This is a genomic window from Flavobacterium sp. UBA6195, assembly GCF_002422095.1.
Classification (GTDB): domain Bacteria; phylum Bacteroidota; class Bacteroidia; order Flavobacteriales; family Flavobacteriaceae; genus Flavobacterium.
In genome coordinates this window covers 1-8889 of sequence record NZ_DITB01000105.1, presented here as the reverse complement: position 1 = coordinate 8889, position 8889 = coordinate 1, and the positions used below count along the sequence as shown (strand labels likewise).

Annotated in this window: 9 protein-coding genes; 4 read left to right on the top strand and 5 right to left on the bottom strand. The window is 31.6% G+C overall.

Annotated features, from left to right (window positions below):
• Positions 1 to 119: 119 nt before the first annotated feature.
• On the top strand, positions 120 to 740 hold the full coding sequence (locus B4I81_RS09550; protein WP_291110060.1) for a hypothetical protein: 621 nt from the start codon (positions 120 to 122) through the stop codon (positions 738 to 740).
• 61 nt (positions 741 to 801) lie between these two features.
• Here the strand turns inward: B4I81_RS09550 and trpS are convergent, their stop codons facing one another.
• Positions 802 to 1770 (bottom strand): tryptophan--tRNA ligase, encoded by a 969-nt coding sequence (trpS, locus tag B4I81_RS09545; protein ID WP_291110058.1) that lies wholly within the window; start codon positions 1768 to 1770, stop codon positions 802 to 804.
• 129 nt (positions 1771 to 1899) lie between these two features.
• On the opposite strand from trpS, the gene B4I81_RS09540 reads away from it, so the two are divergent.
• Positions 1900 to 2640 (top strand): lysophospholipid acyltransferase family protein, encoded by a 741-nt coding sequence (locus B4I81_RS09540; RefSeq protein ID WP_291110055.1) that lies wholly within the window; start codon positions 1900 to 1902, stop codon positions 2638 to 2640.
• An 89-nt stretch (positions 2641 to 2729) separates the two neighbouring features.
• Here B4I81_RS09540 and B4I81_RS09535 read toward each other — a convergent pair whose 3' ends face one another.
• The 4 genes from B4I81_RS09535 to recA form a co-directional block, all read right to left on the bottom strand.
• The gene (locus B4I81_RS09535) at positions 2730 to 4370 is read right to left on the bottom strand and encodes a hypothetical protein (RefSeq protein WP_291110053.1); all 1641 of its coding nucleotides are present in this window, start codon (positions 4368 to 4370) and stop codon (positions 2730 to 2732) included.
• The gene (locus tag B4I81_RS09530; protein ID WP_291110052.1) at positions 4367 to 4909 is read right to left on the bottom strand and encodes an RNA polymerase sigma factor; all 543 of its coding nucleotides are present in this window, start codon (positions 4907 to 4909) and stop codon (positions 4367 to 4369) included. Before B4I81_RS09530 ends, B4I81_RS09535 begins: the two co-directional genes overlap by 4 nt.
• Before the next feature lie 12 nt (positions 4910 to 4921).
• Positions 4922 to 5332 carry a membrane lipoprotein lipid attachment site-containing protein gene (locus B4I81_RS09525; protein WP_291110050.1) on the bottom strand — a complete coding sequence of 137 codons (411 nt, stop codon included), beginning with the start codon at positions 5330 to 5332 and terminating at the stop codon, positions 4922 to 4924.
• A gap of 96 nt (positions 5333 to 5428) precedes the next feature.
• A complete protein-coding gene (gene recA / locus B4I81_RS09520; protein WP_250580393.1) occupies positions 5429 to 6433 on the bottom strand; it encodes a recombinase RecA in 1005 nt (334 codons plus the stop codon).
• Positions 6434 to 6600: 167 nt separating this feature from the next.
• Here recA and B4I81_RS09515 point away from each other — a divergent pair, with 167 nt between their 5' ends.
• Positions 6601 to 7959: a rhodanese-related sulfurtransferase gene (locus B4I81_RS09515; protein WP_291110046.1), complete on the top strand. Its 1359-nt coding sequence runs from the start codon at positions 6601 to 6603 to the stop codon at positions 7957 to 7959.
• Positions 7959 to 8889: peptidase U32 family protein (locus B4I81_RS09510; protein WP_291110044.1), on the top strand; the 931-nt coding region annotated here is incomplete at its 3' end. The genes B4I81_RS09515 and B4I81_RS09510, both read left to right, overlap by 1 nt.

Genomic DNA, 8889 nt, shown 5'->3' with positions numbered 1-8889 from the left:
CCTTTTGCAAACATAGGATGACAAGAAGACGTCTAGAGTTATTATTTGGAAATTTGAACTCGTTTCAGCTTCTCTAAATTTTTGGCTTATTTTTTGATTGAAATTCCTAAATTTAGAACATGAAAAAAGCACTTAGCGTCTTATCGATAGTTTTGTTTTTATTCTCTTGCACAGAGAAAGAAAAAACCTATGAAGAATTAGAAGCAGAAGTTTTGTGCGATGTGTTGCCGAATGTCATTCATTCTTTTATTCAAATTAATTTGCCACCTCCACCTCCACCAAGTTCGGATTCATTAGAAATTAATTTTAATATTGATTCTATTACTAAGGATATCGAAAGACAAAGAGATGAAATTAAAAAATTAGCCCAAGAGAAAAATAAAATACATATTGGTTTAAATTCTCTGTTGTTTTCAATTAACAAATCAGAATTTAGAATCACAAATCAAAGAAATATTTCTATTGACAGCTTAAAGGAGAGAAAATTTAGACCAAAAGAATTATTAAATTCAACTTTGAAAATTAAATTTGTTGAAAATGATACAATTGCTGATAGAGGGGAGTTTATTAAAGATTCTCAAATTAAAGCTTTGTCAAGCGTTAGTCGAGTTTTGTTTAATGATAAGAAAACAAAAGCTTTTTTTAAACTTTATCCTTTTGGTTGTTTACCTTATTCAATTGAAGTAGTTTCAGAAAAGGTAAATAATAAATGGGTAGTTAAAGAAATTATAGAACAATAAAAAACCTCAAAATTTAGACATCTAAACTTTGAGGTTTTACTTTATTGAATTTTGAGTTTTCTTAGTAACCCAATTTTTCTCTAACTCTTTTCAAAACGCCATTTGCTACCGCACTTGCTTTTGAAGCACCTTCTAGTAATAATTTATCTACTTCTTCTAGATTGTTGATGTAGTAATTGTACTTTTCTCTTTCGGTTTTGAATTTCTCAACGATTAATTCAAACAAAGCTTGTTTCGCGTGACCGTAACCGTAATTTCCAGCTTCGTATTTGGCACGTAAATCAGCAACTTCTTCTGCAGAACCTAATAATTTGTATAAAGCAAACACGTTACAAGTGTCTGGGTTTTTTGGTTCTTCAAGTGGAGTGCTGTCGGTTTCAATGGTTTTAATTTGTTTTAGTAACGCTTTATCGTCTAAAAAGATATTGATAAAATTGTTTCTCGATTTACTCATTTTTTGTCCGTCTGTTCCTGGGATAATCATGATTTGCTCATCAATTTTAGCTTCAGGCAATACAAACGTTTCACCCATTTGGTGATTGAATCTCGAAGCTACATCACGCGTAATTTCTAAATGTTGTAATTGATCTTTTCCAACAGGAACGAATTCGGCATCATATAATAAAATATCGGCTGCCATTAACATTGGATACGAAAACAATCCTGCATTTACATCGTCTAATCTATCGGCTTTATCTTTGAAAGAATGTGCTAATGTTAAACGTTGAAACGGAAAAAAGCAACTCAAATACCAAGAAAGCTCTGTAGTTTGAGGCACATCTGATTGGCGGTAAAAAACCACACGATTCGTATCTAAACCACACGCCAGCCAAGCCGCCGCAACACTATATGTATTTTGTCTTAATTCTGCTCCATTTTTGATTTGCGTAATCGAATGCAAATCGGCAATGAAAAGAAAAGACTCGTTATCAGGATTGTTTGCCATCTGAATAGCAGGAATAATTGCTCCTAATAAATTACCTAAGTGTGGTGTTCCTGTACTTTGAACTCCGGTTAAGATTTTTGCCATTGTTGTTTTTTAACGCTAAGCGTTGCTAAGTTGTTATTTAGAAATGCAAATGTAAAGTAAAAACAGAAAAGTAAAAAGAGATGTGTTTTATTAAAATGATTACTTTTGGAAATCAAATAATCACGCTTAATGAAATTTTTAAAATATCCGCTTACTCTTCTATATCGCATTTGGTTTTATATCTTGGTTTTAGTTCCAATTATTGTGTTGTTCCCGTTTATTTTGGCTACCATTTTAAGCGAGAAAACCTATCCGTTATTTTTTAAAATTGCGAGGTTATGGTCTAAGATTATTTTAATTGGAATGGGTTTTAATTATTCTATTGAAAGTGATGAAGTTTTTGAAGATGGAAAAAGTTATATGTTGGTAGCTAATCACACTTCAATGACCGATATTATGTTGATGTTGATTGCAGTAAAAAATCATCCGTTTGTTTTTGTGGGAAAGAAAGAATTGGCTAAAATTCCTATTTTTGGCTTTATTTATAAACGCGTTTGTATTTTAGTAGATAGAAGCAATAGCAAAAGTCGTTACCAGGTTTTTGAACGTGCACAAAAAAGAATTCACCAAGGATTGAGTATTTGTATTTTTCCCGAAGGTGGTGTTCCAGAGGAACATATAGTATTAGACGAATTTAAAGACGGCGCTTTCAGAATTGCTATTGAACACGGTTTACCAATTGTTCCGATGGTATTTTTTGATAATAAAAAACGATTCTCTTATACTTTTTTTAGTGGAAGTCCAGGAAAAATGCGTGCTAAAATTTATCCAATAATTGAAACGAAAGGCAAAACATTGGAAGACAGAAATGCATTGAAACAACAAGTAAGAGATATCATTTTACAACCGTTGCTTCAGGATTTAAAATAAAAAAGTCCAAACGCATTTGGACTTTCTCAGTTTCATTTTAACTAGAAATGAAACAACTTAACTAAAAATTTAAGCTTAACCAACAAAGCTTAAAAACTAAAACTAAACCCAGTATACAAGCCGATAAAATAAGGCTTGAAATTACTTGAGTTTTCACTGAATGAATTGATTTGATATTTAAACATAGGCTGGAAGTTAGCATCAAAACTTTTCCAAAAATTATATTTAAAGCCAAATCCCACATTACTACTAAAATGTATATTGTTTAAATTGTTTGCTTTTCCTACATTCATTTCCATACCATCAGTTAATAAAGAAATGCTATTATTGTTTAGAAATAAAGTACTCATTCCGCCTATTATTTCTACTTTAAATTTTTTGTCTAATATTTTATATGAAATTTCTAAAGGGACTTCAATATAACTTATATTTTGTTTTAAGGAACCAGTATTTTCAGTTATGGCAATATTTTCAACATCGCTCGAAAGAGTTTCAATTATATTGTTTTTTGAAGTAAAAACAATATTTGTAGCTTTTTCATTTCTTGAAATATTAGGAACATTATTTTCTACACTTCTCATTTTTGAATCATAAACAACATCATTAGTGTTGTAGCTTAAATTAATATTGTTAATTCCTGCTCTTACACTCAATTTGTTTGAAATAAAAAAAGAAGTTGATATCCCGTAACTTAAAGTTGTTGTATAGTCCTTACGATTAGAATTAAATTGTTCATCAATTGAAGATCCTTCTGCTAATGAATTGAAATAAACAGGCGACGCGTTAGTGCTAATCGCCCATTTACTTCTTTTTTCTTCTTTTTCATCTTCATTTTTCCCATCCTCTTTTTCTTTAAGCAATTCTTCTAGCGGATTGGTTTCTTTAGAAACTTCAGTCACTAGCGTACTATCTTGAGTAATGATTTCATTGGAAACAAAAACATTTGAATTGTTTGTTAGTTTTGTAATAAAATCATTATTAGTTATTGTTGTTGTGTTTGATGTTTTATTTTCAAAAAAAGCATCAATAGTTTTTTTATGGATAGAGTTTTTATCTTCTCTCTTGTTATCAACTACGTTATTGACATCAAATAGGTTTTCAAAAGCGGAATTATTTTTGTTAAACTTCGTTTTTGATTTTCTTTTTGTCTTGTTTTTTTCTGTATTAGTAACTAAAACTTTTTCAAAATTTAGCTCAGATGATTGTTTTTTGAAATTGTTCTTTTCTTTTTTAAATCCTTTTTGATTTGAGTTAATATTGTTTAATTTATCATTTGAAACCCATCCTTTTCTTTTATCAGAATTATGTTTAAGCTCTGAATTAACTAATTTATCATCAATCGAATTTTCTTTATTTTGAAGTATTGAGTTGTTAGATTTTATATTTAATTTTTTTTCATTTGAATCTGCATCATAAACAATTGCTTCGTTATTTGGCAAAGTAATGTTTGAATTATTTGACTTTCCTTTAGAGTTTTTAGTATTTACAATTGTGCTGTCGGAATTTGGTGCTTTAATTGTACTATTTTCACCTAAGAAATTCCAAATTAAAACTCCAATTATGAAAAGTGAAGCGGCAATACCTGAAAGTTGAAACCAAAGTGGCACAATTCTTTTTTTCTTCTTATTTAAACGATTTGCAATAATATCCCAAGACTCTTCAGGCGGTAATGCTTCGAAATCTTTGAATTTCTCTTGAAATAATCGTTCTATATTTTTATTTTCTTTCATTTACTTTTTTTTACATCAAAACTAGTATTTGACTCAATTTTATTCTTCAAAATAGCTTTAGCTCTTGCTAAGTTAGATTTTGAAGTTCCAATGTTTATTTCCAACATTTCAGAAATTTCTTTGTGAGAATAACCATCTAAAACATAAAGATTAAATACCAATCGATACCTATCGGGTAACTCTTGTATTATTTTGTTTAGAAATTCTAAACTCACAGTATCATCATCAATTTCTATATCTTCTTCTGCTGGAATTTTCTCAGAAACAATTTCAAATATATTTTGTTTTCTATATTGTTGTAAAACATAGTTAATTACTATTCTTTTTGCCCAACCTTCAAAAGAACCTGAGTTTTTATATTGACTTATTTTCTCAAATATGATTAAAAAACTTTCTTGTAAATTATCTTGAGCTTCTTCATAATTACGAGAGTATTTCAAGCACACAGTAAACAACTTTGGCGCCAATAATTTGTAAAGTTGTTCTTGCGACTTGATATTGTTTTTAATACATTCATGTATGAGTTGCTCAATTATCAAATGTTTTTATTTTTAAATTACAGGTATTTCATATTCTAAAAAAATATCATTCCCATTTGAATCTTTTCCATGCCAAAATTTAAAAATGTAAGTACCGTTGTTTGTGGGCTTAAAATTTAAAATTTCTTCAAAAGTTTCATTTTCATTATAACTAGTACAGTTTCTATTATCTTCAAAAACAACAGTTTGAACCGCTATTGTTCTTACATTTAAGTTTTTTTCATATACAAAACCATAAAACCCATAACAACTATTGGGTTTGTGATAACTAATTCTAATTTGATACGTTTCTCCCATTATAAATTCCGCTGGCATATCAACACTTTCAACAGGCAATGTCACATAGTAAAAACGTTCACTTTCTTCTACACTACAAGATGAAACAATAAATAAAGTAAGAAGTAAAATAAAAATTTTTTTCATTTTAGAAATCATTTTAATTCATTATAAGTTAGATTAAAAAAAGAATAAAAGGTTGCGTTAGACCAAAAAAAATCCCGAAAAAATCGGGATAATTTATTAACCATGGTTTTCTTTGATGGTTTCTTTTATTTTTTGTTCTAATTCATCCATCAATTCTGGATTGTCTTTAATTAACACTTTCACAGCATCTCTACCTTGACCCAACTTAGTTTCTCCATAACTAAACCAAGAGCCACTTTTCTTGATTATTTCAAATTCTACGGCTAAGTCTAAAATTTCACCTACTTTAGAAATTCCTTCTCCGTACATAACATCAAATTCAGCTGTTCTAAATGGTGGCGCTACTTTGTTCTTAACGATTTTAACTTTAGTTCGATTTCCAATTACGTTTTCGCCATCTTTAATTTGTGTCGATTTACGAATATCTATACGAACCGAAGCATAGAATTTTAATGCGTTTCCACCTGTTGTGGTTTCTGGATTTCCAAACATTACCCCAATTTTATCACGTAACTGGTTAATGAAAAATACGGTACAATTGGTTTTGTGAATGGTACCTGTTAACTTTCTCAAAGCTTGCGACATTAAACGAGCATGTAATCCCATTTTAGAATCTCCCATGTCGCCCTCAATCTCGCTTTTTGGAGTTAAAGCAGCAACCGAGTCAACAACAACGATATCAACTGCTCCTGAGCGAATTAAACTCTCGGCAATTTCTAACGCTTGTTCACCATTGTCAGGTTGCGAAATAATTAAATTGTCAATATCAACCCCTAATTTCTCAGCATAAAAACGGTCAAATGCGTGCTCAGCATCAATAAATGCTGCAATTCCACCCGCTTTTTGAGCTTCTGCAATGGCGTGTAATGTTAACGTGGTTTTACCTGACGATTCCGGTCCGTAGATTTCTATGATTCTTCCTCTTGGGTAACCATTTACTCCAAGAGCCAAATCAACACCTAATGAACCTGACGGAATAGCTTCTACTTCTTCAACAGCGCTATCACCTAATTTCATTACGGTTCCTTTTCCGTACGTTTTGTCAAGTTTGTCTAATGTTAGTTGTAAGGCTTTTAATTTTGCGTCTTTATCTGAGCTCATAATAAAATATTTTTCGTAAAAATACATTTTTTTTTATTCGATACAAAAAATGTTAATATGTTTTGATGGGCTATTAAAGATTTGATTTTTAATCAATTTTATTACCTTTGTGCCCGAATTCTTCCATTTAGAATTCATAACATAATTCTCACTTAAACGTTTATAGCATGCAACTGTACAACACCTTAAGCGCAGAAGAAAGAAAAGAGCTAATTGATTTAGCGGGTAAACAACGATTAACGTTGTCTTTCTATGCGTATGCCAAAATTGAAGACCCTAAAAAATTTCGTGATGATTTATTTCTAGCTTGGAATGCACTCGATGCACTGGGCCGTATTTACGTTGCTCACGAAGGAATTAACGCTCAAATGAGTGTGCCAGCAGAAAATTTTGAAGCTTTTCGCGAAACTTTAGAAGTATATGATTTCATGCGTGGTATTCGATTGAATGTTGCCGTAGAACAAGACGATCATTCATTTTTGAAATTAACAATCAAAGTGCGTCATAAAATTGTAGCCGATGGTTTAAATGACGAAACGTTTGATGTTACCAATAAAGGAGTTCACTTAAATGCCAAAGCTTTCAATGAAATTTTAGAAGATCCTAACACGATTGTGGTAGATTTCAGAAATCATTACGAAAGTGAAGTAGGTCATTTTAAAGGAGCTATTACTCCAGACGTAGAAACTTTTCGTGAATCGTTACCTATTATCAACGAGCAGTTAAAAGATTTCAAAGAAGATAAAAACCTAGTGATGTATTGCACCGGAGGAATTCGTTGCGAAAAAGCATCTGCGTATTTCAAACATCAAGGTTTTAAAAATGTATTTCAGCTTGAAGGTGGAATCATCAATTACGCCAAACAAATCAAAGAGGAAGGTTTGGAAAGTAAATTTATTGGTAAGAATTTCGTATTTGATAATCGTTTAGGAGAACGAATTACTGAAGATATTATTTCGCAATGTCATCAATGTGGAAAACCTTGTGATAATCACACCAACTGTGCAAACGATGGTTGTCATTTATTGTTTATTCAATGTGACGAATGTAAAGCAGCCATGGAAAATTGCTGTTCTACCGAATGTTTAGAAATAACACATTTACCATTAGCCGAACAAGTAAAATTGAGAAGCGGAAAACAAGTTGGAAATAAAGTATTCCGTAAAGGAAAATCCGAAGCGTTGAAATTTAAAAAATCAGGTGAATTGCCTGATGCTCCAATTGCAACAGTGAAACCGGTTAAAGATATTCGCCAAAAAATCAAAGTTAAAAAAGTGATTTTAGGAAAAGCTCAACATTACTACGTTAAAGCTCAAGTAGGCCTTTTTCAAATCGAAAATAACGAATTGAATGTAGGAGACAAGATATTAATTTCAGGACCTACTACTGGAAATGAGGAATTGGTTGTGGAAAAAATGTTTGTTAATGGAACGGAAGCCAATCAAGCAAAACAAGGTGATAAAGTAACTTTTGCTTTACCTTTTAGAGTAAGATTATCAGATAAATTATTTAAAATTATCAGCTAATGACAACTTCTGGAAGAATAGAATTGATGGCGCCTGCCGGAAATTTCGAATCCATGCAAGCAGCTTTAGATAATGGTTGCGATTCCATTTATTTTGGTGTTGAACAATTAAATATGCGCGCACGTGCAACCGTAAATTTCGTTTTAGACGATTTACCAGAAATTGCGCGTCGTTGCAACGAAAAAAATGTTAGAACCTATCTAACTTTAAATACCATAATTTACGATCATGATTTATCGATTGTAAAAACACTTTTGACTAAAGCTAAAGAAGCAGGAATTACAGCCGTAATTGCATCTGACCAAGCGGTGATTATGACGGCTCGTACGATGGGAATGGAAGTGCATATTTCTACTCAATTGAATGTAACGAACATCGAAACTGTGAAATTCTACTCCATGTTTGCTGATACGATTGTTCTGTCTCGCGAGTTGAGTTTACGCCAAGTAAAGAAAATCACCGATGATATTGAAAAAGAGCAAATCAAAGGACCAAGTGGTAATTTGGTTGAAATCGAAATCTTTGGTCACGGGGCATTGTGTATGGCAGTTTCTGGGAAATGTTATTTGAGTTTACATTCGCACAATTCCTCTGCCAATCGAGGTGCTTGCAAACAAAATTGTCGTAAAAAATATACGGTTATCGATCAAGAATCTGGTTTTGAAATCGAACTTGACAACGAATACATGATGTCCCCAAAAGATTTATGTACCTTAGATTTTCTGGACCAAGTTATCGATTCGGGTATCAAAGTATTGAAAATTGAAGGGCGCGGAAGAGCAGCAGATTATGTAGCAACGGTTACAAAAACTTATCGTGAAGCTATCGATTCCTATTACGAAGGAACATTTACCAAAGAAAAAATCAATACTTGGATGGAAGCTTTGGCAACCGTTTACAATCGTGGTTTTTGGAGCGGTTATTATTTGG